This window comes from Nocardiopsis synnemataformans (assembly GCF_965343085.1).
GTDB lineage: Bacteria > Actinomycetota > Actinomycetes > Streptosporangiales > Streptosporangiaceae > Nocardiopsis > Nocardiopsis alborubida.
The window spans coordinates 12,442-38,206 of record NZ_CBDRFA010000056.1 but is presented as its reverse complement, the minus strand read 5'-3'; the positions used below and the strand labels follow the sequence as shown (position 1 = coordinate 38,206).

Sequence of the window (25,765 nt, the reverse complement as noted above, 5' to 3'; positions counted from 1 at the left end):
GCCTTTTCGAACCTCCTTGCGAACGCTCGCGGAACTGTCGCATCCCCGTGGCAGACTCCGGCCGCGGAGCGGCTCCCCCGCGGCGATGAGCCCCGGGATCCGGCATGCGTGCGCCTCAGAAAAAGCACACTTAATACCATTTATCACTAATGCGTGAGCGCCTTTTCTCCGTCGTGTTGAAAAAAGAACTCCACCCCTTCTACAATGAGTGATCCCGCTTCTCCCCTCCGTCACCGCACCGGCACACCATCTCCCCCAAGAGAGAGGGCATCGGTTCGATGACGACCACCCGGCTGTACGGCACCACACCCGACACCGGACGCGACGCCCTCTGGGCCGCGCTGCGCGAACGCCACGGACCCGTGGCCCCGGTCGAACTGGAGAACGGCGTCCGGGCCTGGCTGTTGCTGGGCTACCACGAGAACCTCGCCGTGTTACAGAACCAGCACCTCTTCTCGCGCGACACCCGCCGCTGGCGCGAGGTCGCCGAGGGGCGCGTCGACCTCGCCTGCGCCCGGCCCGCGCTGTCCTGGCGTCCCAACGCCCTGTACGCCGACGGGACCGAGCACACCCGGCTGCGCTCGGCCATCGCGGACAGCCTGGCCCGGGTGGACCTGAACGCCACCGCCCGCACGATCCGGCGGATCGCCGACGAGCTCATCGACTCCTTCGTCACCGACGGCAGGGCCGACCTCATCGCGGAGTACGCCAGCCCCCTGCCCGTGCTCGTGGTCAACAGCCTGTACGGGCTCTCCGACAGCTACGGGTACATGCTCGGCGACCTCACCGCCATCGTCTTCGGTGAGAACGCCGAACGCGCCGAGGACGCCGTCGGCCGCATCCACCAGTACTTCTCCGAGCTGGTGGCCCGCAAGCGCAGGGTCCCCGGCCAGGACCTGGTGTCGTGGATGCTGGAGCACCCCGCGGGGCTGAGCGACCACGAGGTCGCGCACCAGGCCGCGCTCATCAACAATTCGAGCCACCAGACCACCACACACCTCATCGGCAACACGATGCGCACCCTGTTCACCGACGAGGTGGTCCGCACCGCCTACACGGACGCGCAGATGACCGTCCACGAACTGCTCGACCACGTGATGTGGACCGACACGCCCTTCCAGGTCCTGCCCGCCAGGATCGCCCTCCAGGACATGCGCATCGGCAGCGCCGACATCCGCGCGGGCGACGCCCTGCTGATCGGCTTCGACGCCGCCCACCGCGATCCGGCCGTCCGGTGCGAGCAGGCGGGGGGCAGCCGGGCCCACCTGATGTTCGGCGCCGGGCCGCACGCCTGTCCGGCCCGCGAGCTGGCCCGGCTGACCGCCACGATCGCGGTCACCACGCTCCAGGAACGCCTGGGCGGACTCCGGCTCGCCGTGGAACCGGAGGACCTGCGCTGGGTCCCGTCGCCGTTCCTGCGCGGGCTCCGCGAACTCCCGGTGGCCTTCACCCCGGGCGAACCCGTCGCCGTCGGCCCCCGGGAGGGCGCCGGGAGGGGCGGGTCCGGAGGGGACGGGCAACCGGAGTCCGGGACACGGGCGGGAGACCGGGACCACGACGACGATGGCCACGAGGACGACCTCCTCAGCCGCCTGCTGGCCTGGTGGCGCGGGCGGAGTTGACCCTGCCGCAGCGTCAACTCCTGGGGTCGGTGGCGCGGGCGGAGGTACCGCGGCGGGCCCGGGGCGCGCCGGGGAGCGGACCAGTGATCTCCGGCCTGCGATGATCTTGTACTTAGAGGTCCTAACACAAGGTGCGTACTCGCCTGTACAAGATCATGCAGGCAGCCAGTTGGAGGAAGCCGTCGTGGATGTCGTCGCGGCGTTCCCAGCGCACTCTCAGGTGTCGGAAGCCGTGCAGCCAGGCCAGGGTGCGCTCGGCCACCCACCGGTAGTGCCCAGCCCGGAACCGTGGGGCTGCCCGCGGCGGGCGATGAACGGAGTGACGCCCATCGCCCGCACCGGGCGGCGGTAGCGGTCGTAGTCATAGGCGCGGTCGGCGTACAGTCGACGGGCCCGACTTTGGGGCCTTCCCGCTCGGCCCCGCACCGCCGGGATCGCCTGGAGCAACGGCCAGCCCTGGTCCACGATGCAGCGGGCCAGAGCCAGGCGACCGGTGGGTGTGAGCTTGGCGTTGGCGTGGGTAATGTGGGCCACGGAGGGCCTCCTGACCTTCTTCAGGTGTTGATCTCGACAATCCACACCTATGTCGGAGGCCCTCTCTTGCTGTCAAATCGCTGCTGGTCTGTATCTAACCTCTGTGGTCAGTACAGTTAGCCGGTCCCCATCGCGCGGATCGGCCCGGCCAGCTCCCGCTCGAAGAAGCCGAAGAACCCCTCCGGATCGGGTCCGGCGTTGATCAGGCACAGGTGGTCGAACCCCGCGGAGGCGAACTCCCGCACCACCTCCAGGTGCCGGTCCGGGTCCGGACCGTACGCGAAGACGTCACGCATCGCGTCCCTGCCGATCAGCGCGGTGGCCGCCTCGAAGTTCACCGGGTTGGGCAGTTCGGCCTGCACCTTCCATCCCGTGAGGGCGAAGCGGAACAGCTCGCGCGCCGACTCCAGGGCGTCGCCCTCGTTGGTCGCCCACGCCAGCGGCACCTCGGCGTAGCGGGGGCCGAAGCCGCCGTTGTCCCCGTAGACCCGGTTGAGCGCCTTGCTCGGCTCGGTGCAGAACATGCCGTCGCCCGTCTCGGCGGCCAGCAGGGCGGCCTCCTCACCGCCCGCGGCCACGACGATCGGCGGCGCCTCCTCCGGCAGGTCGAAGACCCGGGCGTCCTCCAGGGTCAGGTACCTGCCGTCGTAGGAGTGGTAGCCGCCCGACCACAGCAGGCGGATGATCTGGATCGCCTCGCGCAGCATCTCGTGGCGCCGGGTCGCGTTGGGCCACCCCTGGCCCACCACGTGCTCGTTGAGGCGCTCCCCCGACCCCAGCCCGAGCGTGAACCGCCCCTCGGACAGGATGGCCGTGGTGGCCGCCGCCTGCGCGACGATCGCCGGGTGCACGCGCAGGATCGGGCAGGTGACGCCGGTGGCCAGCTCGACGCTGTCGGTGCGTTCGGCGATGGCGGCGAGCATCGACCACACGAACCCGGAGTGGCCGTGGCTGTACAACCACGGGTGGAAGTGGTCGCTGATCTCCACGAAGTCGAACCCGGCCTGTTCGGCGCGGACCGCCTGTTCCACGATCTCGCGGGGCCCGAACCCCTCGGCGAAGAGCTTGTAGCCCACCTTCATCGCGCCTGTTCTCCCTTCACTCTGTCTTCGCTCCGTGTCAGTCGCTCCCCGCCCGTGCGGGCACCGTCAGGCGGGCACCGACGCCGTCGGCCGGTCCCAGAACCGGTGCTCCCCCAGCAGCCTCGTGAACGCGGCGACGCCCTCCTCCTCCGCGTCCGGCGAGGCGACCACCCCCAGCTCCACCCGCAGCGCGTCCACGGGCCCGGTCACCTCCTCCGGCAGCGGCGGGGCGAGCAACTCCGTCCCCGCGCCGACCGCGGCCACCGGCTTGTGGTGCTTGTACGCCTCCAGGACGAAGTGCCGAGCGAGCCCGTCGCCCGCCAGCGTCCGGGCGGCGTCGGGGCCGCCGGTCACCACGACCGCGTCGTAGAGCACCGAGGAGACGGTCGGGTAGGCCCGGTCGACGGTGACGACGCCGCCCCGCGAGGTGCGGACCGCACCGTCGGTGGCCGCGAGGAGTTCGACCACGGCCCCGGACCCGATCAGGGGATCCCGGAACGCGTCGACGGCGGCCTCGTCCACCCCGTCCGCGACCAGGACGGCCACCTTGCGGCCGACGACGGAACCGAACGTGGTGCTGAGCTGGCTCAGGGCGGGCGAGGAGCGGCCGTGGTTCGGCGTGACCTCCTCCTCCGGCGGCTCGACGCCGAGCCCCTCCGCGACCTGGACGGACAGCCGGTGGTCCACGTGGTTGAGGTTGGTCACCACCCGCTGGCGCACCTCCAGCTCCTCGCACTTGCCCAGCTCGAAGCGGAAGGCCTCCACCAGGTGCTCGCGCTCCCACCCGGCGAGGCTGTTGTAGAAGAGCGTGGCCTGCGAGTAGTGGTCGGCGAAGCTCTCGCTGCGGACCCGGATCTTGTCGCCCTCGACCTTCTCCGCGTAGTGGCGGTAGACGCCCTCCCCGTGCGCCACGGCTGGGCAGCCGCCGCCCAGGCTGTTGGGGTGGTAGGAGGTCCCGCCCCGGTGCACGCGGTGCTGGGCGAAGCCGTCCCGCTGGTTGTTGCTCACCGGCGCCAGCGGCCGGTTGACCGGGATCTGCTGGAAGTTGGAGCCACCGAGGCGCAGCAGCTGCGTGTCCAGGTAGGAGAAGTTGCGGGCCTGGAGCAGCGGATCGTTGGTGAAGTCGATGCCCGGGACCACGTTGGCGGTGTGGAAGGCGACCTGTTCCGTCTCCGCGAAGAAGTTGTCGGGGTTCCGGTCCAGGGTCAGCCTTCCGATCGGGCGGACCGGAACCTGCTCCTCGGGGATGATCTTGGTGGCGTCCAACAGGTCGAAGTCGAAGGCGTGCTCGTCCTCCTCCGACACCAGCTGCACGCCCAGCTCCCACTCGGGGTACTGGCCGCGCTCGATGGCCTCCCACAGGTCGCGCCGGTTGAAGTCGGGGTCCTTGCCCTGGACGCGCTGCGCCTCGTCCCAGACCAGCGAGTGCGTGCCGAGCAGGGGCTTCCAGTGGAACTTGACGAAGGTCCCCCGACCCTGGGCGTTGACGAACCGGAAGGTGTGGACGCCGAAGCCCTGCATCGTCCGGTAGCTGCGCGGGATCGCCCGGTCCGACATCAGCCACATCATCATGTGCATGGTCTCGGGCTGGAGGCCCACGAAGTCCCAGAGGGTGTCGTGCGCGGACTGCGCCTGGGGGATCTCGTTGTGGGGCTCGGGCTTGACCGCGTGGACGAAGTCGGGGAACTTGACGCCGTCCTGGATGAAGAAGACCGGCATGTTGTTGCCGACGAGGTCGTAGTTGCCCTCCTCGGTGTAGAACTTCACCGCGAACCCGCGCACGTCGCGCACCGTGTCAGCGGATCCGCGCGACCCGGCGACCGTGGAGAAGCGGACGAAGACCGGCGTGGTGACGTCGGGGCCGCTCAGGAAGTGGGCCGCGGTCAGCTCGGAGAGCCCCTCGTAGGGGCGGAAGTGGCCGTAGGCGCCCGCGCCGCGCGCGTGCACCACCCGTTCGGGGATCCGCTCGTGGTCGAAGTGGGTGATCTTCTCCCGGGCGTGGAAGTCCTCCAGCAGTGTGGGTCCGCGCGCCCCGGCCCGGAGCGAGTTGTCGGTGTCGCCCACCCGGACGCCGGTCTCGGTGGTCAGGGGCTGCTCCGAGTCGGTCCTGACCCCGTCGAGCTGGCGGTCCTTGCCGTCGCGCCCGTCGCTTCCACCACGTCCCTCAGTGCTCACAGCAGGCCTCCGTCGATCTGCGGGTACCACGTGCCGGGGGCTCCCCCCGGTTCCACCTGACCGACGCCGGTTCGGGGCAAACGTCGTTGACCGCCTTTTGGAACGGCGTTCACCGCTGCGCCGTCCGGGTGGGTACGGCCCGCGCCGGGTCCGAGTCAGCGGGGGCGAACGGGGTAGGGGCGGGCACGCGGAAGACCGCCCGGGCACGCCCGGGCGCACAGCGCGAGACGCCCCGGACGGGGTCCGGGTCGGCCCGCGAGACCGAAACGACAGGGGGAGACGACCATGTCCGAGACTTCGCCTCCGGCACAGAGCCAGCCCTACCCCGGCCGGACCGAGCCGATGGATCCGCAGCCCAAGGACGAGATGCGCGACTACGAGGGTCGCGGCCTGCTGAAGGGGAAGCGGGCGCTGATCACCGGGGCCGACTCCGGGATCGGCCGCGCCGTCGCCGTGGCCTTCGCCAAGGAGGGGGCGGACGTCGTCTTCGGCTACCTCAGCGAGGACGCCGACGCCCAGCACACGGTGGGGCTGGTCCAGGAGCAGGGACGCAAGGCGGTGGGCGTACGCGGCGACCTGGCCGACGAGTCCTTCTGCGCCCACCTGGTGAACCGCGCGGTCGAGGAGCTGGGCGGGATCGACATCCTGGTCGAGCACGCCGCGACCCAGGCGCCGGTGGACGACTTCACCGACCTGAGCACCGAGCAGCTGCGCCGTACGTTCGACGTGAACGTGATGGGGGTGTTCTGGACCGTCCGCGAGGCGCTGGAGCACATCCCCGAGGGCGGTTCGATCATCATCACCGGCTCCATCAACGGTCTGCGCGGCAACAAGTCGCTGATCGACTACGCGTCGAGCAAGGCGGCGGTGATGAACCTGTCGAACTCGCTGGCGCAGACGCTCATGGACCGGGGCATCCGGGTCAACTGCGTGGCGCCCGGACCGGTGTGGACGCCGCTCATCCCCTCCACGCTCGGGGAGAAGGGGGCGGAGGGGTTCGGCCAGCAGTCGCCCATGGGCCGTGCGGCGGATCCGGACGAGATCGCGCCCTCCTACGTCTTCTTCGCCAGCGGTCGGCTGTCGTCGTACTACACCGGCGAGACCCTGGCCCCGACCGGCGGTGAGATCCAGGCGAGCTGAGCCGGGGGAGGGGGCGGGGACCGCGCGCCCCGCCCCCTCCCGCGCACCTTCCCCGCACAGGGAAAAGCCCCTCCCGGACGGAGCTCGGGAGGAGCTGCCTGAGGTACGCCGACGGCGTGTCCGGCTGGCGTGGTGTCAGGACGAACGCGCCTTGGCGGTGCGCCGGTTGTTCTCCTTGCGCAGCGCCTCCACCAGCTGGTCCTTGTTCATGTTCGAGCGCCCCTCGACGCCGAGCTTCTTCGCCTGCTCGTAGAGGTGCTCCTTGCTGGCGTTGGCGTCCACTCCCCCGGCGGTCTTCTTGTCCTTGCCCCGGCCGCGCGCGGCCTTGGGGTTGGACGCCTGCTCGTCCGAGGGGCCCGAACGCTGCTTGGGCACCCAGCGGTCGCCCTGCTTCTCGAACTCGTGCTTGACCGCCGCGAAGGCGACGCGGTGCGCGCGCTCACCCTCCCCGTACTCCTCCACAGCGGAGTCGTGCGCCTTGATCCAGGTGCGCTGGGCCTTCTCCGGAGACCGCTGGAGGGTCGACGGAAGTTCGCTTGCACCGGGCATGGTCCTCACTCCCTCGTCGTGCGCCTACACGGTTCGCCTGCCCGGGGAGGAACCACCGAAACACCGGGGCCCACCAGCGGCGAGGCGCCGGGGTGTCGGGATGCCAAGGTGTCGGGATGCCAGGGTGCCGGGGCGCCGTGATCCGGAACCCCTGAGTCCCGGGGCACCGCTGGACCCCGCAGCACCGCGAGCACACCCAGGCCACCACGAGGCCGCACGTCCCCCTTGTCCCCCGCGAGCTGGGCTCCGTCACTACTGGTGATTCAACGGATGCACGTTTACCGAAACGACACCATAGTGAATCCACGGCCGAAGGGAGCCGGCCCCCGGCACCCTCCTCCGCCACCGAGAGGCGGGGCGGCCACCGCCGACCACCGTAGGTACACCTATCGCTACCGTGCGGTAACGTCGGCTTTCCCCCCACGGGAGACCCTTGGTCCGCGAACACCGCGAGGTGCGCGGATCCCCGCTGTACGAGAAAAAGGAAAAACCGTGCGAACATACCCCCTTTCCCCCGAAGAGACCGACGGCGCACGCAGCGGCCCCCGCTCCCGGGTGGTCCGGTTCGCCGCCCGCGCGGGTATGACCCTGGCGCTCACCGCCGGGCTGACCGGCGTCGTCGTCGCCCCGGCCCAGGCCGCCAACCCGTACGAGCGCGGCCCCGCGCCGACCGAGTCGAGCGTCACCGCCGAGGAGGGCTACTTCGACACCGACGACGAGAGCGTGTCCTCCCTGGTGAGCGGATTCGGCGGCGGCACGATCTACTACCCCACCGACACCAGCGAGGGAACGTTCGGCGGCGTGGTCATCGCACCCGGCTACACGGCGAGCCAGTCCTCGATGGCGTGGATGGGCCACCGGATCGCCTCGCAGGGCTTCGTGGTGTTCACCATCGACACCAACAGCCGCTACGACCAGCCCGACAGCCGGGGCAGGCAGATCGAGGCCGCCCTGGACTACCTGGTCGACGACAGCGACGTGGCCAACCGGGTGGACGGCGACCGCCTGGCGGTGATGGGCCACTCGATGGGAGGCGGCGGCACGCTCGCGGCCGCCGAGGACCGGCCGGAGCTTCGCGCGGCGATCCCGCTGACCCCCTGGCACCTCCAGAAGAACTGGGACGACGTCGAGGTGCCCACGATGATCATCGGCGCGGAGAACGACAGCGTCGCGTCGGTGAACTCGCACTCCATCCCGTTCTACGAGAGCCTGGACGGCGACCTGGAGCGCGCCTACCTGGAACTGGAGGGGGCGAGCCACTTCGCGCCCAACCTCTCCAACACGGTCATCGCCAGGTACAGCATCTCCTGGCTCAAGCGCTTCGTCGACGAGGACGAGCGCTACGAGCAGTTCCTGTGCCCGCCGCCGGACACCGGGTTCTTCTCCGACTTCTCGGACTACCGGGACTCCTGCCCGCACATCACCTGATCCCGTACCGGCGCCGCGGGGCCGCTCCGGCCCACGGCGTCCGGGACAGCGACACGGCGGCGGTCCGGGGAACACTCCCCCGGGCCGCCGCCCCCGTGTGTCCGGGCACCGGCGGGCGTCCGGACACCAGCGGGCGTCCAGGCATCGGTGAGCGTCCGAGCACCGGCGAGCGTCCGGTCGGACGACCATGGGGATCCCGGGAGTCGCGGGGATCCCGGGAGTCGCGGGGATCGCGGGAATACCGTCCCGCGGGCGCCGGTCAACGCCCAAGCCACGAGTGGTGGCGGTGGCGGCGTCGGCACCAAAGGCGGGAGCGGTTACCGGAGGGCGGTCAACGCCCAGGGTTCGGGGTTGGTTACTCGTTCCTGCGTTGGCAGCAACGGCGGGAGTGGCTCCGGGAGGGCGGTCAGCGCTTGCTGTTCGCGCGTGGTTGCTCGCTCCTGCGTCGGTAGCTGCCGCGAGGTGGTCCGGGTCGCGACCAACGTCCGGGGTTGGGAGATGGTCGGTCTCTGCTGCGGTGGCGTCAGCTGCCGCGAGGTGGTGCGGGAGGGCGTTCAACGGTGGGGGTGTGGGGGTGGTTGCTCGCTCCTGCGTCGGCACCAAAGGCGGCGGGTGTCTGGGGTCCCCGTTCAACGCTTTGGCTGCGGGTGGTGGCCGAGGCGGCGTTGGCACCAAAGGCGAGCGGACCCTCCGGCTCCGAGCAGCGCTACCGGCCCCGGTGGCGAAGGCGTGCGACGGTGGCAGCGCGCACGGATACCAACCCTCTACCGGGTCCGAAGGTCTGTCCCGTGACGCGTGGCGGAGGAGCCGGGGTGCTACTCCCGGGGCGGCGGATGCGGATCGGGAGGATGTCCCCGCCCCAGGGGCCCCGCCCCGATTCGCGTCCGGTGGTGTGCGCGCAGTTCGCGTTGGTACTTGGCCCGGTTGTGCGGGCCGCACAACGGTTGCAGGTTCGCCACCACCGTGCGCCCACCCCGCGAGAACGAGGTGACGTGATCGGCCTGGCACCAGGCCACCGGCACCTCACACCCGCCCGGATGCGCACACGTGGCATGCCCATGGAAAGCCGCCGCGCGTTGGCGGGCCGAAGCCAACCGGCGGCTGGGGGCCACATCCAGCACCCGCCCCGTGGGGGGTGCGGTAAGCATCCGCACCACCTCCGCATCTGCGGAGAGCTCGTGCACCACCCCGGCCGGGATCACCCGGCCGCGCTCGTCCAACACCGGAACCTCCTGGCCTTGGGCGTCCAGGTAAGTGTGCACCGGCACCATAACGCGGATCTGCGCCAGCGGAGCGGGAGCGTTGTCGCACCCGGTGTGGGTGGTCGCAAAGCGCAACGCCGCGATGAGCGCGTCATGCTCACGCTGAGACCGGGACCGGTCCTCGCCCTCTCCGGGCGGGGTGGTGAAGGTGTCGATGGCCGCGCGCACGATCAACGCGTCCCCGACCCCGCCCCAGGCCTGCAACTGGTAGCTGCCCTGGAACGTGTCATGCACGACCAGACCACGCCCGGCGTGGGCGGCCTCGTGATCGCGGTCCAGGCGGTGCGGGTCCAACCGATAAGCGACCTGGCGGGCCACCGACTGGAGCTGGTTGACCGACAACGCGGGCCGCTCTGCCTTCGCGGCCACCAACGCCGACTCAAACCCCTGCCGGTACTCCACCGCGTCCGGAAAGTGGTCCTCATCCCGAGTCTGGACGGCTTTGTCGGTGGCCTTGGCGATCGCGACCGCCTCACCCAACGCCACCGTGCCCTCGCCCACAGCCTGAACCGTGGCCGGCAACGTCTCCTCGTGCACGTGCTGGGCCAGACGAGCCAAATCCTTGGCCTGAGCGGCGGGAACCTTGCACCGGTGGGTGATCCACTTATCCAAGGTGGAGTAGCCACTGTAGCGGGCCACCTCACCCCGCGCATACAAACCCGCCATCCGCGCCAGCGCCTGGTAACGGATCCTCTCCACCTGCGCCCACAATGCCGCGACCTCCTCGGCGGCGGCCTCATCCGCCCCCGGCGGCAGTTCCCCACCCCACGTCTGGTCGATGAGCTCGCGCGCACCGGCCAGCGCGGCCACAACCGGGGAGCATTCCCCGGGGGCCACGTCGGGCGCTGCAAGCATCATCTCCATGCTTCTTATTATAAGCCAGCATTCGCCATTTGACCAGCATTCACAGCCTTGAATTCGCCGCCTTTCCGGATCTCTTTCCGACTTCCTTTCTGGGAACTCGCCCCTGATGGGCGGGTCATAATTAGGGCGGGTCAAAATGTGTCCGTAAATGCGCGGCCGAAATGATCGCTCGCCTTTGGTGTCATCGTCGCCCGCCCCGGCCGCAGGAGTCAGGGCGCTGTCCGAGGCTGGAGGACCTGCCTGCCGTTGGTGCCGACGCGGCAGAGCCCAGCCATTCCCGAACCCCGGGCGTTGGTCGCCCTCCGCCAGGGCGCTCCCGCCTTTGGTGCCGCTTGTCGTCGGGGACCTTCACCCCCACCGAACGTCTACCGTTTCCTCGCACTCCCGCGCCCTTTCGCGGCAGCGGGCGCGCTTTCGTTGCCGCCAGCAACCCCTGGCAGGAATGGCGTAGGGGAGAGACCTGGTGACGGCCCCTCCCTACCCCTCAATTCCTTGTTCTTTTCTCACTGTCGGTCGGTTGAGGGCATGCCGAAACGCACGTGGGTGGGATCCCCCCTATTTCCAGGAAACCACCCCCACCCCACCCCGGAACACCCCCAACCACCACCTGTGGAAAACACGACCGACACCGACACCGACACCACCTTCACCCCTGGTCAGCGCCCAGCTTCTTCAGGACCACCAAGGCGGTGACTCGGACGCACCACGGCGGTAGCTCGGAGGAAACGCCCTCCGAGCCACCGCCGTGCGGGAACCACCGCCGTGCGGGAACCACCACTCACCGAGCTCAGTCGTGGAAGACCAGCTCGTCCGGGGCGAGGGCCGTGAAGTCGGTCTCCTCGATGGGGCCGCCCTCGCGGTCGGTCACACGCGTTTCCTGGACCATCTCGATGCTGCCGCCCGACTCGTACTGGACGACGTACACGCCCTGGTGGCCGCCGTGGTCACCGTCGCTGGAGGCGAAGGGGACGGTGCTGGGCCCCTGCCACTCCTGGGCCTCCAGGGCGTCGACGAGCGACTGGCGGGTGAGGTCCTCGCCCGCCGACCTGAGCACCTGGGCGAACATGACGGCCTGGGTCATGCCGAAGACGTGCGTGTTGGTGAGCGTGCCGCCCTCGCCGTACTCCTCGTACACCTCGATGAAGAACTGGGCCCACTCGTCGTCCTCGTCCTCCACGCGCGGCATGTAGCTCGTGATGAGCATGCCTTCGAGGAAGGCGTCAGCGGGGACGTCCGCCGCGTCGGTGTCCTGCGTGAACTCCGCCAGCAGTCCCTGGAGTGTCGTGGTGTCTCCACCGATGCTGGAGACCATCCACTGGGGCTCGTAGCCGATGCTGGCCGCCTCCAGCATGCCGAGCGCGACGAACGTCGGGATGCAGGAGCACACGACCACCTCGGCCCCCGTCCGCTCCAGCTCGGCGATCTGCGCGCTGAGGTCGGGCACCTCGGACTCGTAGTGCTCCCGGGCCACGACCTCGTCGCCGAGGTACTGGTCGAGTCCGGCCTGGGAGTCCTCGCCGACGTCGTCGTTCTGGAACAGGTAGCCGACGTTCTGGTCGGGGAAGTTCTCCGCGATGTACTCGCCCTGGATCTTCGCCTCCTTCGTGTAGTCGGTCTGCCAGCCGTAGGTCAGCGGGTGCTCCTCGGGGTTGTTCCACGCCAGGGCGCCCGAGGAGGGGAAGACGTCGGGCACGCCCTCCTCGTTGAGGTAGTCGAGGACGCCGCTGTGCGTGGGCGTGCCCAGACCGCCCACCATCGCGAAGATCTCGTCCTCGATGACCAGCTGCCGGGTCACGTCGATCGTCTGCGCGGGGTCGTAGGCGTCGTCCTCGACCCGGTAGTCGATCTCGCGTCCGTTCACGCCGCCCTGGGCGTTGACGTACTCGAACACGGCGCGGGCGCCCTGGGAGACCGCGAGGTAGCCGGGGGCCGCAGGGCCGGTCAGGGGCTGGTGGGAGCCGATGACGACGGCGTCGTCGGTGACGCCGGTGGAGACGTTCAGGTCGGCCTCGGCGCCCTCGGTGACCTCACCGGCGCCGGTGCAGGCCGTCGCCAGCATCGTCAGGGCCAGGGAGGCCGCCAGCGCGGCCCGGGTTCCGCTGCGGTTTCGCATGGTGTTCTCCTTCGTTGGGGGGTTGGAAATCGACCGGGATCCATGACGGCGAAGTGGGCGGGACTGCGCCGGAGGCGGCCGTGGAGGGGGACGGAGGGGAGGCGTCCGGGACCGTTCAGCGGGGTCTGGACCCGGCGGGTGTGAGGCGTGCGGTCAGGCGCTGGAGCGCGCCGTGGATCCCCAGGGGCCAAAAGCGCAGGACGAGGATGAGGACCACGCCGAAGAACACGATCGGGAGGTTGTTCTCCGCGTCGCGGCTCAGGCTCAGGGATCCGGCCAGGTCGGAGACCCAGACCTCCAGGTAGACGATGGCGACCGCGGCCCACAGCGCACCCCACAGGCTGCCGATGCCGCCCAGGACGAGGGCCGCGAGCAGGGTCAGCGACAGCGCGAGGGTGAAGGTGCTGGGGGTCGCGGTTCCGAGCACGTAGGCCTGGAGGCCGCCCGCGAGGCCGCCCGCCGCCGAGGCGATGACGAACGCGACCACCTTCGTCGTGCCGACCGGGATCCCGGCCATGGCGGCCGCGGTCTCGTCGTCGCGGATGGCGCGCATGCGGCGGCCCAGGCGGCCGGTGGAGACGGTGGCCAGCACGGCCAGGCCGATCACCACGGCGGTCCACACGACCAGGGCCTTCCACTCACTGTCGGTGACCAGGCCCTGGAGGAGGGGCGGCGCTCCCGCCGTGCGGATGTTGAGGCCGTTGCTGCCGCCGAGGAGCTCGTGGTAGCGGTGGGTCAGCCCGGGCAGGCCGACGGCGAGGATGAGGGTGGCCCCCGCCAGGTAGGGGCCGTGCAGGCGTGCCGTGGCCGCGCCGACCGCGATTCCGGCGACGGCGGAGACCCCCACGATGAGCAGCAGGTTCGCCGCCAGGGGGAGCATGGGCTGGTACAGGACGAGCAGCGCCATCGTGTAGGCGCCGATCATCATGAACGCGCCGTGGCCGAGGGACACCTGGCCGCTGCCGCCGACGAGCAGTTGCAGTCCGGCGACGGCCAGCATGGTGTAGCCGACGGCGGCCACGCGCAGCGCGGTGAGGTCTCCGGTGGCCAGCAGCAGCACGGTGACGGCGGCGAGGCCGAGGGCGGCCAGCAGCAGGTGGCGCAGCGGCGCGGGCAGGCCGCGCCACCGGCCGCCGGAGGAGGCGGCGGACGGGTTCGGTGAGTCGGGGGCGGTGGCGCGCTCCGCGCGCTGCCGGGTGGGTGAGGGCATCGCTACACCTTTCGCGCGGCCGGGCGGGACAGGATGCCGTCGGGGCGCACGCTCAGCACCGCGACGACGATGACGAGGGCGGCGAGGGTGGCCAGCTCGGGCCCGGCGTAGCCGGACACGTAGGACATACCGAGGCCGATGAGCATCCCCCCGAGGACGGCGCCGAACGGGTTGTCCAGGCCGCCGATGACGGCGGCGGTGATGCCGTAGACGAACACGACGTCGAACACGTTCGGGGAGATGAAGGGCGGTCCGGCGAGCATGCCCGCCAGGGCGCCGATGAAGGAGGCGATCGCCCATCCCGCGGTGAGCATCAGGCCCACCCGCACGCCGCTGAGCCGGGCGGCCTCGGGGTGGAAGGCGGCGGCGCGCATGCGCAGGCCCAGCGGGGTGAACCGGTACAGGGCGAACAGCAGCAGCGCGACGGCCCCGACCGACACCAGGGCGAACACGTTGGCGGGCGAGAAGCGGCCCACGTAGCTGAACGCGTAGCCGAACCCGTGCTGCTCGTTGCCCCAGACCATCCCGACCAGCCCCTGGACGACCAGGAGGAGGCCGAGGGTGACGATGATGGCGTTGAGCTGCGAGACGCGGGCGATGGGCCGGATGACGAACCGCTCGACCAGCGCGCCCGCGGCCAGGCCCGCGGTGAGCGCGGCGGCGAAGCCGAGCCAGTACGAGCCGGTGAGCTGGGTGACGGTGTAGGCCGTGTAGACCGCGACCAGGGCGAGCGCGGGCTGGGCGAAGTTCACCAGGCGGGTGGCCTGGTAGATGATCACCAGGGACAGCGCCAGCGCCGCGTAGGCCGCCCCGGACGCCAGCCCGTTGAGGGTCAGGTTGATGAAGTGGGTCATACGGGGACTCCTCTAAAAGCCCAGGTAGGCGTGGCGCGTGCGGTCGTCGGAGAGCAGGTCGGCGGAGGCGCCCCCGACCGCGACGCGTCCCTGGTTGAGGACGAACCCGGTCTCGGTGACCGACAGCGCCCCGGCCGCGTTCTGCTCGACCAGGACGACGGTGAGCCCGGTGCGGTCGCGCAGGTCGCGCAGGAGGGTGAAGATCTGCCTGGTGACCAGGGGCGCCAGGCCGAGCGAGGGCTCGTCCAGCAGCAGCACCCGGGGCCGGGCCATGAGCGCGCGGCCGATGGCGAGCATCTGGCGCTCGCCCCCGGAGAGGGTGCTGGCGGTCCTGCCGCGCCGCTCGGCCAGGGGCGGAAAGAGCTCCAGGACCTCGTCCATGGCGGAGTCGCGGCGGCGGTCGGACCGCCACAGCCCGCCCAGTCGCAGGTTCTCCTCGACGGTGAGTTCGACGATGACGCCGCCGCCCTCGGGGACGTGGGCGAGGCCGCGGGTGATGACCTTCTCGGCGGGCAGGCGGGTGATGTCCTCGCCGTCGAGCAGGACGCGCCCGGAGGCGGCCGGGTGGAGGCCGGTGAGGGTGCGCAGCAGGGTGGTCTTGCCCGCGCCGTTGGCGCCGAGGACGGCGCACACGCCCTTGGCGGGGACGGTGAGGGACACGCGGTCCAGGGCGCGGACGGCTCCGTAGGAGGCGCTGAGCTCCTCGACGGACAGCAGGGGCGGGGCGGTCATCGGGCGGCTCCGTTCGCGTCGCCGGGACCGGCGGCGGGTGCGCCGCCCCGGTCCGGGGCGGGCACAGCGGCACCTCGGTCCGGGGCGGGGGTGTCCGTGGGGGCGGGCACAGCGGCACCCGTGCCCTCGGCGGGGGTGTCCGCGGAGGTGCCGAGGTAGGCCTGGGTGACGAGGGGGTCGGCCTGGACCTCGGCGGGGGTGCCGGTGGAGATGACCCGGCCGAAGTCGAGCACGACGATGTGGTCGCAGACCCGCATGACCAGGTCCATGTGGTGTTCGACGAGGACGACGGCCATGTCCCGGCTGAAGCCGCGGATCTGGTCGGCGAGGGCGTCGATCTGCGCCCCCGACAGCCCGCTGGCGGGTTCGTCGAGCAGGAGGAGTTCGGGTTCGCCGACGCAGGCGCGGGCGAGGGCGACCTGCTTCTGCACGCCGTAGGGCAGGGTGGCGGGCATCCGGTGGGCGTGCTCGGCCACCCCGAAGCGCTCCAGGGCGGCCAGGGCGCGCCCGCGCAGCTCCCGTTCGTCGCGGTGGTGCCGCCCCAGCCCTGTGAGCAGCGAGAACGGGCCTCCGGCGGCGAGGCGGTCGGCCCCGGCGACGACGTTGTCCAGGACCGTCATCATCGGGAAGAGGTTGAGGCCCTGGAAGGTCCGGGCGATGCCCGCGCGGGCGAGGTGGTGGGGGCGGCGGCCGGGCGGCGGGGCGCCCTTCCAGGTGATGGTCCCCGCCGTGGGGCGCAGGACGCCGGACAGGACGTTGAACAGGGTGGTCTTGCCCGCTCCGTTGGGGCCGATGAGGCCGACGACGGATCCGGGCGCGACCCGGAGTCCGACGTCGTCGAGCGCGGTGAGGCCCCCGAAGCGCACGGTCACCCCGTCAGCGCTCAGGAGGTGCTCCGTTGCGGTCGTCGTCATTGGCTGCCTTTCTCTTCGACCGGAGGCGTACCGACCAGTTGGTATGAGGGGGGTGTCCGGCGGCGCCTCGACCGTCGGCCCGGGGTCAGTTGAACAGGCGGGCCAGATCCACGCGGGACCTGATGTTGAGCTTGCGGAAGATGCCGCGCAGGTGGTGCTCGACCGTGCGCGGGCTGATGAACATGTGGGCCGCCACCTCGCGGTTGGTGGCCCCTTCGGCGACCAGCCGGGCGATCTGCTGCTGTTGCGCGGTCAGCTCGCTGGTGGAGACGGGGTCGGGGCCGCGTTCGGCGGTCCCGATCGCGCGCAGCTCGGCGCGGGTCTGGCGCACCCACAGCCGCGCGCCGAAGCGCTCGAAGGACTCCAGCGCGTTGTACAGGTGCTCGCGGGCCCGGCCGGGCAGGCGGGCCCGGCGCAGGTGGGCGCCGAACAGAAGCTGGGTGCGCGCGTGCTCGACGTCGTCGTCGCCGCAGGCCCGGTGCAGGGCCAGCGCGTTCTCGAAGTGGTCGCAGGCCTCGTCCCCCGCGGCCAGCAGGCCCGAACCCCGGGCGGCCAGCGCCAGCGTGCTCGGGCTGCCCACCGACTCGGCCCAGCGCCGGTACCCGGCCAGGGAGGTGTGCGCCCACTCGGTCTCGCCCATGCGGGTCGCCGCCTCCACGAAGTGCGGGGCGGTGAGCAGCCGCATGGTGGGGTGGCCGTGCCCGGGGGCGGCGTGCACCAGGGCGCGCAGCCGGAAGAACGCCTCCGCGGCGTTGCCCCGGGACAGCTCCAGGACGGCCAGCGCCCACGCCGACAGGGCGGCGGCCAGGCCGAGGCTGTTCTCCCCCGCCTGGACGGCGACCGCGCGCGCCCGGATGCGGCAGGTGTCCACGTCGCCCTGGATCGCGGCGATCATCGCCAGGGACGCCAGGTGCTGGGTTGCCCACACGGTCTGGCCGGTCTCGCGGGAGATGCGCAGGCCGGTGAGGGCGGTCCCGGCGGCCGAGGGGAAGCGCCCGCTCCAGAACTCGGAGAAGACCAGGAAGCCCAGCGCGGCGGGCATGGTGGCCCGCTCGCCCCGCAGGCGGCCGACCTCGACGGCGCGGGAGGTCACCGAGCGCACGAACGGGGCGTCGCCCAGGCGCAGGCCGCTGATGCCCGCCCAGACCAGTTCGGAGGGCTTGGCGATCGCGGCCAGCCCGGTGGCCTCGCGCAGCAGCGGGGTGGAGCCGGGGTAGTCGCCCCGGAAGGAGACCGCGCACCCCTCCAGGAAGGACGCGACCATGCGCATCGGCGCCGGGTCGTCCGGGCGGACCAGGGGCAGGGCCAGCTCGGCGGCGCGGCCGTGGCGGACGGCGTCCCCGGCCAGGGAGGCGGCGTCGGCCGAGCGCACGAGGGCGCGTAGGGCCAGGGAGCGGTCGTGGGGGATGAGCTCGCGGCCGACGGTGAGCAGGCGCTCGGCGACGTCCATGGCGTTCTCGCCGCGCATGGCGATCTGGGCGTCGATGAGGTCGGCGGTCACCCGCCGCCGGTCGGACACGGCCAGGGGTCGCGCCCGCGCGAGCAGCCGGGTGGCGCGCGCCGAACTCCCGGCCATGTAGGCCTCGTAGGAGGCCGTGTTCAGGCGGCAGGCGCGCTCGTCGGGGTCGGGGCACAGGTCGGCGGCGCGCTCGTAGGCGTGGGAGGCGGCGAGGCGGCCCTCGACACGCTTGACGCGCCGAGCGGCGGCGGTCACGGCGTCGGCGAGGGCGGTGTCGGGGGCGTCGGCGCCCGCGGCGGTGTGGCGGGCGAACTCCGCGGGCGAGAGTTCGGGGTCGCAGGCGCGGGCCAGGGCCCGGTGCGCGGCGCGCAGCCGTCCGGCGGGGGCGTCCTGGGCGATGGCCTCGCGCGTCAGGGGGTCGGCGAAGACGACGGTGTCGCCCTCCACCCGCACCAGACCGCGCTCCTCGGCGGGTTCGAGGTCGGTGACGGTCGCTCCGGGCTCCCCGCAGGCCTCCAGCAGCCGGCGGACGCGGGGCTCGTCGCCGAGGGCGGCGAGCAGCAGCAGGTGGCGGGCCCGCTCGGGGAGGCCGCGGTAGGGGGCGAGGAAGTCGGTGCGCAGACGGCCGGGCAGGCGTGGCGGGTCGGGAAGGGGCTCCTCGCCCAGGAGCTGGGCCCGGGACAGCCCCCGCAGGAGGCCGAGGACGGCGGCGGGGTTGCCGTGGGCGGCGCGGACCAGGGCGGAGCGCACGGCGGCGGCCGGGGTGACCGGGGCTCTGTCGGTGAGGATGTCGTGGACCGCCCGCTCCTCCAGGGGCGCGAGCAGGAGTTCGGTGACGCCGGGGACGAGGGTGTCGGGAGGGGGTTCGGCGGCGGTCTCGGGCACGCGGGCCCCGGCGGGCTTGCCGTGGCCCTCGCGCGCCGTGAGGACGGTGGCGATGGGGGTTCCGCCGAGGCGACGCGCGACGAAGGCCAGGGCGTCCAGCGAGGGCGCGTCGAGCCGGTCGGCGTCGTCCACGCACAGCAGGAGGGGGCGGTCGGCGGCGGCACGGGAGAGCAGTTCGACCAGGCCGGTGTAGAGGGTGAGGCGGTCGGCGTCGGCGACCGCCCCCCGGGCCAGGGCGTCGCGGAGGAGGTCGCGCCAGGGTTCGGGGAGGCGCTCGGTTGCCTCCGTGAGGGGGCGGAGGAGGCGCTGGAGCCCGGCGAGGGGCAGGTCCGCCTCATCGGCGATCCCACCCGCGCGGAGCACGGTGAAACCACCTGCGGACCCACTCAGGTGCTCCAGGAGCGCCGTCTTGCCGCGCCCGGGGCCGCCGGAGAGAAGCAGGGAGGCGCCCCGGCGGGACCGCGCGTCCTCCAGGGCGTCGGCGAGGGCCCGCTGCTCCGTGTCACGACCTCGGAGGCGGGCGACGGGGGGTTGTGTGTTCCTGCCAGCCACGTGCACACATTCGCACAGCGGGCCCCCGTCGCGGCAGGTGCGGATGTCCACACTGGTCGTTTCACCGATACTCACCCGGAGTCGCACGCACCCGGCGGGACGGGACGGGGTAGAGGTACCCGCGGGGGAGGCGGGACGGGTGTGCGGGCGCGGTATCGCGGTGCCCACCTGGGTTTCCACCGCCGGGGCAGTGACGGGGCTCACTCCCGCGAAGGGGGTGCGCCGCCGCTTCGGCTCCCCCACGGGCCGGGAGCACGGTTATCAAGCCGTAACGTGCGCACAACGACACACCCGCGATACCGGCAAACGGGACAAAAGATCACATGGATAGCTTTTTATCTTCTTCAGGACACTGTCGCGGCCACCCCTGACGGGGATATCCAGTCCGGGACGCCTCCGTGAGGGAGCGCCCTACGGCAGGGAGGGACCGACGCCCATGGAGAACCGCTCCACGGCAGCACACGACAGGCGGTGGCCGGTGTCCGCCGGCACCCGCACCGGGAACCGCACGGTGCCCCCGACCTTCGGCGTCGAGGAGGAGTTCTTCGTCGTCGACCCCGGCACCCGCCTCATCCTGTCGCGAGCGCCCGAGGTGCTCGCCAACACCCGCGTCCTGAGCGATCACCTGTGCGGCGAGTTCAGCCGGGCGCAGGTGGAGGCCAACAGTCCCGTGTGCGACGACGCGGGCGACGCCCTGCGCTTCCTGCGCGCGGCCCGCGGGGAACTGGACCGCGCCGCCGGCGCCGCCGGGCTCGCCGTGGTCGCCTCAGGCACCGCCGTCCTGGGCGACCCGGCCTCGGCGCGGACCAGCGAGGGGCGCCGCTACGCCGACATCGCCGCGCACTTCGGCGCGCTGCGCGAGTCGCACGTGGTGTGCGGCTGCCACGTGCACGTGGGCATCCCCGACCGGGAGACCGCCGTGGCCGTGGGCAACCACCTGCGCCGGTGGCTGCCGTTCCTGGTGGCGCTGTCGGCGAACTCGCCGTTCCACTCCGGGCGCGACACCGGGTACTCCAGCTGGCGCACGATCACCTGGAACCGGCTGCCCTCGGCCGGCCCTCCCCCGCTGCTGCGCTCCCTGGCCGAGCACGAGCAGGCGGTGCGGACCCTCTCCGACACCGGGGCGATCCTGGACCGGCGGATGGTCTACTGGGACGTCCGCCTCTCGGACCACCTGCCCACGCTGGAGATCCGCGTGAGCGACGTGGCCGCCACCGCCGAGGAGGCGCTGCTGCTGGCCCTGCTCATCCGCGGCCTGGCCAGCCGCGCGCTCACCGACGTGCGCTACGGGATCCCCGCGCCGGGCATCCCCGACCAGGCGCTGCGGGCCGCCGTGTGGCGGGCCGCCCGGGACGGGCTGGAGGGCGTGGTGCCCGACCCGCTGACCGGCGAGGCGCTGCCCGGGCACGCGGCCGCCGACCGGCTGCTGCACGCCGCGCTGCCCGGTCTGCTCGCCAACGGCGACGCCGACCTGGCTTCTTCCCTGCTCGACCGGGTGCGCGCGGCCGGGAGCGGGGCGGCCCGCCAGCGCGCCGCGTACGCCCGGCGGGGCAGCCTCGCCGACGTGGTGGACCACCTCGTGGTCCAGACGAGGGAGGGCCTCGCCTGAGGCGGGCGGGCCGCCCCGGCGCGGTTGTCCACAGGGGCTACCGCCCGCCCCGGATCCGGGGTTTCCTGGATACGGGGGGTCCCCCGGACCCGCCCACGTCGTGCTGCCCTCATCCGGCCCCCGACTCCGCCTGCCGCCGCCCGAAGGCAACCAGGGACAGCCGGAAACGCCCGGGAGCGCCCGCAGGCAGCCGGGGACGGCCCCAGGGGTCATCGCTCCCAGGAGCCACCGCCCCCAGGGGCTACCGCTGGGCCAGCTCCTCCGGCCGTCCGTCCCCGCCCGCCACCTCGGCCATGGTGGGCGGGTTCGCTCCCTCCCGGGTCACCGTGACCGCGGCGACGGAGACCGCGAACCCCAGCAGGTCCTCCAGGTCCGCCTTGTCCAGCCCGGTCAGGCGGGCCCGCGGGTCCTCCCCCAGCCGGTCGTGGCGGTCCAGCCAGTTCAGCAGGGCTCCCATGAAGGAGTCGCCCGCGCCCACGGTGTCGGCCACCTCGGTCCTCGGCGCGGCCACCGCCACCTCCTCGCCCCGGGAGACCGCGAGGGCCCCGTCGGCGCCCATGGTCACCACCACCAGCGCCGGGCCCAGCGCGGCGACGGCCTGGGCCGCCCGGGCAGGGGACAGGTCCGGGTACAGGAACGCCAGGTCCTCGTCGCTCGCCTTCACCAGGTGCGCCTGCGCGGCGTGCCGCAGGGCCAGCGCCCGCGCGGTCACGGGGTCGCCGATGACGTCGTGGCGGATGTTGGGGTCCAGCGTGAGCGTCACCCGCCCGCGTCCGTGCTCGCGGCGCAGCATCGCCTCGATCAGGGTGGCGCCGGGCTCGCGGAACAGCGCTATCGACGCGGCGTGCAGCGCGCGGACCCCCGGTTCCAGCTCCTCGGGCAGCTCCCCCGCGCGCCAGCGCCAGTCGGCGGCGTCGTCCATGCGGAAGTCGTAGCGGGCCGACCCGTCCTGGCCGAGCGTGGCCAGGGCCAGCGCCGTCGGCTCCTGCGCCGGGAGTAGCCCCGCCGGGTCCAGCCCCTCCCCGAGCAGGCGCTCGCGGATCAGCTCGCCGAAGCCGTCCGCCCCGATCCGCGCGAGCAGCCGGGTGGGCGTGCCCAGCCGGGCCGCCGCGACCGCCGTGTTGGCCGGACCGCCGCCGGGCGCCGCCTTGAGCACGTCGGCGCCGTGGGACGTGGGCAGCAGGTCCATGACGTTCTCGCCCACCACGACGAGCCGGGGGGAGGAGCCGGACCCCGCGGCCCCTCCGGCCGGGGCGCCCTGCGCGTCCCCTGGGTTCTGGGTGGTCACGCGTTTCCTCCGGAGTTCTGGTCGGTGCCGGGCAGGAGGGCGGCCGCGATGGAGGCCGACAGCCCGACCTGGGGCAGGAGTGCCGCCTGGTAGGCGTGGTAGACGTCCGGCTTGCCCGGCCACACGCTCGCGGCCGGGCGGTTGTCCGGGTCCAGCTCGTGGTGCCAGCTGCCGCGTTCGCGGTCCACGTGGTACCGGTCGGCGTAGGCCCACCAACGTTCGTACAGGTCGGTGTAGGAGGCCCCGCCGGTGTGCTCCCCCAGCGCCCAGGCGGCCATGGCGGCCTCGGCCACCACCCAGTGCATGCGCTCGCGCACGACCGGCCGGTCCTCCCAGTCGAGGGTGTAGACGAACCCGTCGGCGCCGTCGACGGCCCAGCCGCGCCGGACGGCGTGGTCGAACAGTGACTCGGCGTCGGTGCGCAGCCACGCGGGGACGGGGTCGCCCGCACGGCTGAGCGCGACCTCCAGGTGGACCAGCAGGCGCGCCCATTCGAGCAGGTGGCCGGTGGTGCTCCCGAAGGGCCGGAAGGGGTGGTCGGGCTGGTCCCGGTTGTAGTCCGGGACGGGCTTCCAGTCGGAGGTGAAGTGCTCGGGCAGGCGCCAGTCGTGCTCGGCGGCCACACCGTGGATCAGGCGCTCGGCGACGGAGAGCGCGCGGCGGGCCCACAGGACGTCGCCTGTGGCGTCGGCCGCGGCGAGGAAGGCCTCGACGGCGTGCATGTTGCTGTTGGCGCCCCGGTAGTCCTCGGTGGCGGTCCACCCGCTGTCCCAGCTCTCGCGCAGGGCTCCCGCGGCCTCCTCCCAGAAGCGCTCCTCGACGACCCGCAGCGCCTCGTCGAGCAGCTCACGCGCCCCCGGACGACCGGCGAGGGTGGCACTGGAGGCGGCCAGGACCACGAACGCGTGCTCGTAGGCGGACTTGCGCGGAAGTTCATGGGAGCGCTCCCGGGAAGGGTCTCCCTCGGTGTCGTCCGGTACCCGGTCGAACCACCCGCCCTCCCGGGCGTCGCGCAGGGGACCGGTCGCCAGGGCCGCCACACCGTGGTCGGCCAGCCGCCCGGCGTCGGCCTCCCCACGCAGGTGGGCCAGGGAGAACACGTGCGTCATCCGCGCGGTGATCCAGGCGGCGGCGGGCCGGTCCCGCTCCACGCGCCCGTCCGCGTCGAGCCAGCCGAAGCCGTCGGACACGGCGGATCCCGCGGCGAAGCCGTACAGCCGCCGCTCCTCCTCGCGCAGCCGCTCGGGAAGACCCGGGGCCGGTCGTGTCGATGGTGTCAATCCACTGCCTCCTCAAGGCGTCGGTGAGCGGGTCCACGGTATCCCGCGAACTCGACACCGCGGTAGACCGGGGAGCTCGATCAACAGAACACGCCATCACTCCCGAGACAGAACATTCCGGACACACGGCTCCGGGGAGGGCGCCGAAAACCGGGTGCGCGGACACACCCCCTCTGCCAGGGTTCCCCCGGCGCCGCGCGCCGCGGCGCCCGAGGGCCGCCCGGATCCGCGGCGCGTCCGGTTCCCCGTCCGTCCACGGCAGAAGGCAGGCCCGTCATGGCCCACTCCTCCCGCTCCTCCTCCCCCTCTCCCTCCCCAGAACACTCCGACCGGGACGCCCTGTCCCGCGGCCCCCTGCCCCTGCGCGGCAGAACCGCCCTGGTCACCGGGGCGAGCAGGCGCGGCGGCATCGGCTACGCCGTGGCCCGCCGCCTCGCCGCGTACGGCGCCTCGGTGATGGTCCACCACCACCAGCCGCACGACGCGGAGCTGCCCTGGGGCAGCGACGACCTCGCCGCCGTGCTCGACGGCGTGCGCGCGGTGCTCGGCGACCCCGGGGCCCGCGTGGCCGACGTCGGCGCGGACATGGCCGACCCCGACGCGCCCCGGCGGGTGGTGGAGGCGACCGTCGCCGAGTTCGGGCACCTGGACGTCCTGGTGGCCAACCACGCGCGCAACGGCGGCGACGCGACGCTGGCCGAGGTGACCCTGGAGATGCTCGACGGGCACTGGGCGGTCGACGCCCGCGCGCCCCTCCTGCTCGCCCAGGCCTTCGCCGCGCGGCACGACGGGCGCCCCGGCGGCCGGGTGCTGTTCATGACCTCCGGTCAGATCCGCGGGGCGCTGCCCGGCGAGGTGGCGTACGCGTCGGCCAAGGCGGTGCTGGCCCAGATCACCCCGACCATCGCCGCCGAGCTGGGCCCGCGCGGCATCACCGTGAACGCCGTCGACCCCGGACCGGTGCAGACCGGCTACATCGACGAGGACCTCATGCAGCGCATCCTGCCCGGCTTCCCGGCCGGGCGTGTGGGCGTGCCGGACGACCCGGCCAGGCTGCTGGCCTGGCTGACCACCGACGAGGCCTCGTGGGTGACCGGCCAGGTGATCAGCGCCGACGGCGGCTTCGGCTGCTGACGGGCCGACCACGTGTTGCCGGTGGGACACGAGGGACCTGACCTGCGGTGATCTTGCCCTTGGTGGCACTGTGGAGCGCCGACATGGCCGCCAAGGGCAGGATCACGGCGAAGGGGCCGGGCTCAGTCCTGGGGACCGGGTTTGGTCACCCGCCCGGCCGCGTTGCGCGCGGCGGCCTTGGCGCTCCCCAGGTCGGCGGCGCGGCAGGTCCACCGGACGTGCTCGGCGGCCGTGATCGGGTCGTCGGCCATGGGGATGTGCCCGCTGCCGATCAGCGAGACCATGCGCGCGTTGGGCACCCGGTGGTGGGCGTGCGCGGCGCTGGACGGCAGCAGCGTCCGGTCGCGGTCGCCCCAGGCGATGGTGACCGGGCACTCGATCGGCCGCGCCGTGAAGACGTACTCGGCGATGTGCGGAACGAGCCGGATGTAGGGCGCGCCGTGCTGGAGGCCCCGGACGCTGAACCGGGTCGCCTTGGCCGCGGGCGACGAGGGGTCTCCGCGCAGCGCGATCCGCGCGGCCGTCCTGGCCGGGGCGGTGTTGGCCAGGCGTTCCTTGACCGGCATCGGGACGTGCGTGGCGAGGCGGGAGAGCGCGCCGACCGCGCGTATAGCGCACCGGGCGAGCCTGTCGGAGAACCCCGCCGGGGAGAACACCGTCACCGACGCGGCCAGGCCCCGGACCCCCAGTTCGAGGGCGATCGACCCGCCGAGCGAGTTGCCCGCCAGGTGCGGGCGCTCCAGTCCGTGCAGGCGGCAGAACGCCTGGATGTCGTCGGTCAGGGTGAGAACGTCGTAGGGCTCGTCGGGGCCGGGCCCCGGCGAGGCGCCGAACCCCGGCAGGTCCACGCAGATGACGCGGTAGTCCGCCGAGAGCCGCCGCATCACGGCGGTCCAGCTCTGGCGGCGGTCCCCGAGTCCGTGGAGGAGGACCAGGGGGCGGCCGCTCCCCCGTTCTTCGAAGGCGATACGTGTCGGGTCCATGTTCTTCGGTCTACCCGATACGCGGACCGGCCGCGCCCCCGGCTCGCGAGGCGGCCGGGAGAGCGGTTGGCCGGGCGCCCGGAAACGGTGGCGCCC

Annotated in this window: 19 protein-coding genes and 1 pseudogene; 5 read left to right on the top strand and 15 right to left on the bottom strand. The window is 72.7% G+C overall.

Annotated features, from left to right (window positions below):
- Positions 1-278: 278 nt before the first annotated feature.
- Entirely contained in the window at positions 279-1,622 is a 1,344-nt protein-coding gene (locus ACSIH6_RS27065) for a cytochrome P450 family protein (protein ID WP_435111166.1), read from the top strand.
- 121 nt (positions 1,623-1,743) lie between these two features.
- Here ACSIH6_RS27065 and ACSIH6_RS27060 read toward each other — a convergent pair whose 3' ends face one another.
- The 4 genes and pseudogenes from ACSIH6_RS27060 to ACSIH6_RS27045 form a co-directional block, all read right to left on the bottom strand.
- A complete protein-coding gene (locus ACSIH6_RS27060; protein ID WP_435111165.1) occupies positions 1,744-1,884 on the bottom strand; it encodes a hypothetical protein in 141 nt (46 codons plus the stop codon).
- A 173-nt stretch (positions 1,885-2,057) separates the two neighbouring features.
- Positions 2,058-2,156 (bottom strand): annotated as a pseudogene (locus ACSIH6_RS27055) (IS481 family transposase); the annotation flags it as partial.
- A gap of 116 nt (positions 2,157-2,272) precedes the next feature.
- Positions 2,273-3,238: a TIGR03557 family F420-dependent LLM class oxidoreductase gene (locus ACSIH6_RS27050; RefSeq protein WP_435111164.1), complete on the bottom strand. Its 966-nt coding sequence runs from the start codon at positions 3,236-3,238 to the stop codon at positions 2,273-2,275.
- A gap of 66 nt (positions 3,239-3,304) precedes the next feature.
- The gene (locus ACSIH6_RS27045) at positions 3,305-5,413 is read right to left on the bottom strand and encodes a catalase (protein WP_435111163.1); all 2,109 of its coding nucleotides are present in this window, start codon (positions 5,411-5,413) and stop codon (positions 3,305-3,307) included.
- A 285-nt stretch (positions 5,414-5,698) separates the two neighbouring features.
- On the opposite strand from ACSIH6_RS27045, the gene ACSIH6_RS27040 reads away from it, so the two are divergent.
- On the top strand, positions 5,699-6,553 hold the full coding sequence (locus ACSIH6_RS27040) for an SDR family oxidoreductase (RefSeq protein WP_435111162.1): 855 nt from the start codon (positions 5,699-5,701) through the stop codon (positions 6,551-6,553).
- A gap of 135 nt (positions 6,554-6,688) precedes the next feature.
- Here ACSIH6_RS27040 and ACSIH6_RS27035 read toward each other — a convergent pair whose 3' ends face one another.
- Positions 6,689-7,102 carry a ChaB family protein gene (locus tag ACSIH6_RS27035; protein ID WP_061082020.1) on the bottom strand — a complete coding sequence of 138 codons (414 nt, stop codon included), beginning with the start codon at positions 7,100-7,102 and terminating at the stop codon, positions 6,689-6,691.
- A gap of 492 nt (positions 7,103-7,594) precedes the next feature.
- Between ACSIH6_RS27035 and ACSIH6_RS27030 the strand changes: the two genes are divergently transcribed.
- Positions 7,595-8,530 carry an alpha/beta hydrolase family protein gene (locus ACSIH6_RS27030; protein ID WP_435111161.1) on the top strand — a complete coding sequence of 312 codons (936 nt, stop codon included), beginning with the start codon at positions 7,595-7,597 and terminating at the stop codon, positions 8,528-8,530.
- Positions 8,531-9,345: 815 nt separating this feature from the next.
- On the opposite strand, the gene ACSIH6_RS27025 is transcribed toward ACSIH6_RS27030, so the two are convergent.
- From ACSIH6_RS27025 to ACSIH6_RS26995, 7 genes are all read right to left on the bottom strand, one after another.
- Complete coding sequence (locus tag ACSIH6_RS27025) at positions 9,346-10,647, bottom strand: HNH endonuclease signature motif containing protein (RefSeq protein WP_435111182.1); 1,302 nt, start codon at positions 10,645-10,647, stop codon at positions 9,346-9,348.
- A 796-nt stretch (positions 10,648-11,443) separates the two neighbouring features.
- Positions 11,444-12,769 (bottom strand): ABC transporter substrate-binding protein, encoded by a 1,326-nt coding sequence (locus ACSIH6_RS27020; protein WP_435111160.1) that lies wholly within the window; start codon positions 12,767-12,769, stop codon positions 11,444-11,446.
- Between the two features lie 115 nt (positions 12,770-12,884).
- Positions 12,885-13,979 carry a branched-chain amino acid ABC transporter permease gene (locus ACSIH6_RS27015; RefSeq protein WP_435111159.1) on the bottom strand — a complete coding sequence of 365 codons (1,095 nt, stop codon included), beginning with the start codon at positions 13,977-13,979 and terminating at the stop codon, positions 12,885-12,887.
- 2 nt (positions 13,980-13,981) lie between these two features.
- A complete protein-coding gene (locus ACSIH6_RS27010; RefSeq protein ID WP_017562488.1) occupies positions 13,982-14,833 on the bottom strand; it encodes a branched-chain amino acid ABC transporter permease in 852 nt (283 codons plus the stop codon).
- Between the two features lie 12 nt (positions 14,834-14,845).
- Positions 14,846-15,565, bottom strand: coding sequence for an ABC transporter ATP-binding protein (locus ACSIH6_RS27005; RefSeq protein WP_435111158.1), 720 nt, complete (start codon positions 15,563-15,565; stop codon positions 14,846-14,848).
- On the bottom strand, positions 15,562-16,479 hold the full coding sequence (locus tag ACSIH6_RS27000; protein WP_435111157.1) for an ABC transporter ATP-binding protein: 918 nt from the start codon (positions 16,477-16,479) through the stop codon (positions 15,562-15,564). Before ACSIH6_RS27000 ends, ACSIH6_RS27005 begins: the two co-directional genes overlap by 4 nt.
- Positions 16,480-16,564: 85 nt before the next feature.
- The gene (locus tag ACSIH6_RS26995; RefSeq protein WP_435111181.1) at positions 16,565-19,426 is read right to left on the bottom strand and encodes a helix-turn-helix transcriptional regulator; all 2,862 of its coding nucleotides are present in this window, start codon (positions 19,424-19,426) and stop codon (positions 16,565-16,567) included.
- 385 nt (positions 19,427-19,811) lie between these two features.
- On the opposite strand from ACSIH6_RS26995, the gene ACSIH6_RS26990 reads away from it, so the two are divergent.
- Entirely contained in the window at positions 19,812-20,984 is a 1,173-nt protein-coding gene (locus ACSIH6_RS26990) for a carboxylate-amine ligase (RefSeq protein WP_435111156.1), read from the top strand.
- 241 nt (positions 20,985-21,225) lie between these two features.
- Here the strand turns inward: ACSIH6_RS26990 and ACSIH6_RS26985 are convergent, their stop codons facing one another.
- Together ACSIH6_RS26985 and ACSIH6_RS26980 are read right to left on the bottom strand one after the other, a co-directional pair.
- Positions 21,226-22,272 carry a carbohydrate kinase family protein gene (locus ACSIH6_RS26985; protein WP_435111155.1) on the bottom strand — a complete coding sequence of 349 codons (1,047 nt, stop codon included), beginning with the start codon at positions 22,270-22,272 and terminating at the stop codon, positions 21,226-21,228.
- On the bottom strand, positions 22,269-23,552 hold the full coding sequence (locus ACSIH6_RS26980; protein WP_435111154.1) for an AGE family epimerase/isomerase: 1,284 nt from the start codon (positions 23,550-23,552) through the stop codon (positions 22,269-22,271). The genes ACSIH6_RS26985 and ACSIH6_RS26980 overlap by 4 nt, the downstream gene beginning before the upstream one ends.
- A gap of 276 nt (positions 23,553-23,828) precedes the next feature.
- Here ACSIH6_RS26980 and ACSIH6_RS26975 point away from each other — a divergent pair, with 276 nt between their 5' ends.
- Positions 23,829-24,686, top strand: coding sequence for an SDR family oxidoreductase (locus ACSIH6_RS26975; RefSeq protein WP_435111153.1), 858 nt, complete (start codon positions 23,829-23,831; stop codon positions 24,684-24,686).
- Between the two features lie 122 nt (positions 24,687-24,808).
- On the opposite strand, the gene ACSIH6_RS26970 is transcribed toward ACSIH6_RS26975, so the two are convergent.
- Positions 24,809-25,669 (bottom strand): alpha/beta fold hydrolase, encoded by an 861-nt coding sequence (locus tag ACSIH6_RS26970; RefSeq protein ID WP_435111152.1) that lies wholly within the window; start codon positions 25,667-25,669, stop codon positions 24,809-24,811.
- Between the last annotated feature and the right edge of the window lie 96 nt (positions 25,670-25,765).

Bases quoted from the DNA above. Each gene is read 5' to 3' on its own strand.
- ACSIH6_RS27065 (WP_435111166.1), top strand. From the start codon at position 279: ATGACGACCACCCGGCTGTACGGCACCACACCCGACACCGGACGCGAC.
- ACSIH6_RS27050 (WP_435111164.1), bottom strand. From the start codon at position 3,238: ATGAAGGTGGGCTACAAGCTCTTCGCCGAGGGGTTCGGGCCCCGCGAG.
- ACSIH6_RS27040 (WP_435111162.1), top strand. From the start codon at position 5,699: ATGTCCGAGACTTCGCCTCCGGCACAGAGCCAGCCCTACCCCGGCCGG.
- ACSIH6_RS27035 (WP_061082020.1), bottom strand. From the start codon at position 7,102: ATGCCCGGTGCAAGCGAACTTCCGTCGACCCTCCAGCGGTCTCCGGAG.
- ACSIH6_RS27025 (WP_435111182.1), bottom strand. From the start codon at position 10,647: ATGCTTGCAGCGCCCGACGTGGCCCCCGGGGAATGCTCCCCGGTTGTG.
- ACSIH6_RS27020 (WP_435111160.1), bottom strand. From the start codon at position 12,769: ATGCGAAACCGCAGCGGAACCCGGGCCGCGCTGGCGGCCTCCCTGGCC.
- ACSIH6_RS27015 (WP_435111159.1), bottom strand. From the start codon at position 13,979: ATGCCCTCACCCACCCGGCAGCGCGCGGAGCGCGCCACCGCCCCCGAC.
- ACSIH6_RS27010 (WP_017562488.1), bottom strand. From the start codon at position 14,833: ATGACCCACTTCATCAACCTGACCCTCAACGGGCTGGCGTCCGGGGCG.
- ACSIH6_RS27005 (WP_435111158.1), bottom strand. From the start codon at position 15,565: ATGACCGCCCCGCCCCTGCTGTCCGTCGAGGAGCTCAGCGCCTCCTAC.
- ACSIH6_RS27000 (WP_435111157.1), bottom strand. From the start codon at position 16,479: ATGACGACGACCGCAACGGAGCACCTCCTGAGCGCTGACGGGGTGACC.
- ACSIH6_RS26990 (WP_435111156.1), top strand. From the start codon at position 19,812: ATGGAGAACCGCTCCACGGCAGCACACGACAGGCGGTGGCCGGTGTCC.
- ACSIH6_RS26975 (WP_435111153.1), top strand. From the start codon at position 23,829: ATGGCCCACTCCTCCCGCTCCTCCTCCCCCTCTCCCTCCCCAGAACAC.
- ACSIH6_RS26970 (WP_435111152.1), bottom strand. From the start codon at position 25,669: ATGGACCCGACACGTATCGCCTTCGAAGAACGGGGGAGCGGCCGCCCC.